This window comes from Vibrio sp. 2130-1 (assembly GCF_033339515.1).
The window spans coordinates 1-1,316 of the sequence record NZ_JAWOUT010000065.1; the positions used below are offsets into that span (position 1 = coordinate 1).

Consider the following 1,316-nt stretch of genomic DNA (forward strand, 5'->3'; position numbering starts at 1 on the left):
TTATTCATCTGTAATCTTTGTACACGCAAAAACCATTTCCTTGTTCGTTCCGCTCAAGCACTCAAATTTTGAGTTCTCGCTCTGGTTTTTCGGGGTCGATGTTTCGCTCTGAATGCTCAGTTTTGCGTGACTGCAACTCGCGCACGCGCTGCTCTGCTGCTCTTGCGTCATTGTCGAGAATATCAATTCGCTCCGCCCTTTTATTTCTATAGATTTCTCTGAGCTTATCGTCTGCTCGACGGGGTTCTCTATCCTGTCTAAACGCTTGTTTAAGCTCTTGAATTGCGATTCGTACTGCGTTTGTAATTGCTCTAATGCGCTGAGTAAAATCTCGATCTGCTGTGCTGTTTCCGTGCTCATTTTTTTCTACCTTTTTTAGTTGTTCTTTTACGGCTTCTTTATCAAACAAAGTATTGCTTTCCCATCGTGGCTTTTTGTCGCTTTCTCGCACTCTTGATATGAATTCGTGTAGTAGTTTGTTGTCACTTTCCAAGTGCTCCAAACGGACACTAAGATCAGTATCAAAGTCACTGGTAATACTGCCATCAACGATACTTTCAACCTCGTGTTTTTCTTCTGCATTTGGTTGATATTTTTTTCTGCGGTGCTCTGCAATTTTTTGATTGAGAGTTTCGAGCTTTGAGCGATTGCTTTCAATTCTTTGCTCTCGTTCTTGATTGTATTCTCTCTGTTTGTTTTCTTTTCGTTCAATCTGTTTTTCACACGGCTCAAGGTTGTCATTGTAAAGTTCCCCTTTTAAACGAATAGGCTTTTCAAACTCAGGCACTTTTATTGATATTGCTTGTTTTGTTGTTCTGGTTATTTCAATGCCAAGGCTATTTAATTCGTTTATTAAATCATTGCGGTTATTTATTTCATTATGAATCCAGCATTCTTCCAAATAGTTATGTATCGCTGCTTGAACTTCATTTCTCTTTTTATTGTTGTTACCTAGCTGCAAGGTTCTTTTTCGCTCTGGAGCATTTGGATCAGAAAGTTGATGCAAATCGTTCTGCAAACTTTTCCAAGTTTCAATACGTGGCATGTCGAATTTATGAATATACGGCTGTAGGCGTTTGCCAGTATTCAACTCAGTATTCACAATGTGAAAATTGAGTTCTAATCGTCCATCTTTATCTGTGTGCTTTATCCAAACACAATCGTATTGTGATGCGTCCAAGCCGCTCATGAGCGTTTCTTCAAACGACTGCATTAAGTTACTCTGTAACTCTTTGCTAATGTCGCTTTCTTCTTTAGCAAAGCTCAAACAACCCGTTGTATACGCGTTCTTAAAAGTAGAGTTGTGGAGTAGCTGA

Annotated in this window: 1 protein-coding gene; it reads right to left on the reverse strand. The window is 39.4% G+C overall.

Annotation, left to right across the window (positions count from 1 at the left end):
- Positions 1–61: 61 nt before the first annotated feature.
- Positions 62–1,213 (reverse strand): hypothetical protein, encoded by a 1,152-nt coding sequence (locus R7Q09_RS24245; RefSeq protein WP_411913115.1) that lies wholly within the window; start codon positions 1,211–1,213, stop codon positions 62–64.
- Between the last annotated feature and the right edge of the window lie 103 nt (positions 1,214–1,316).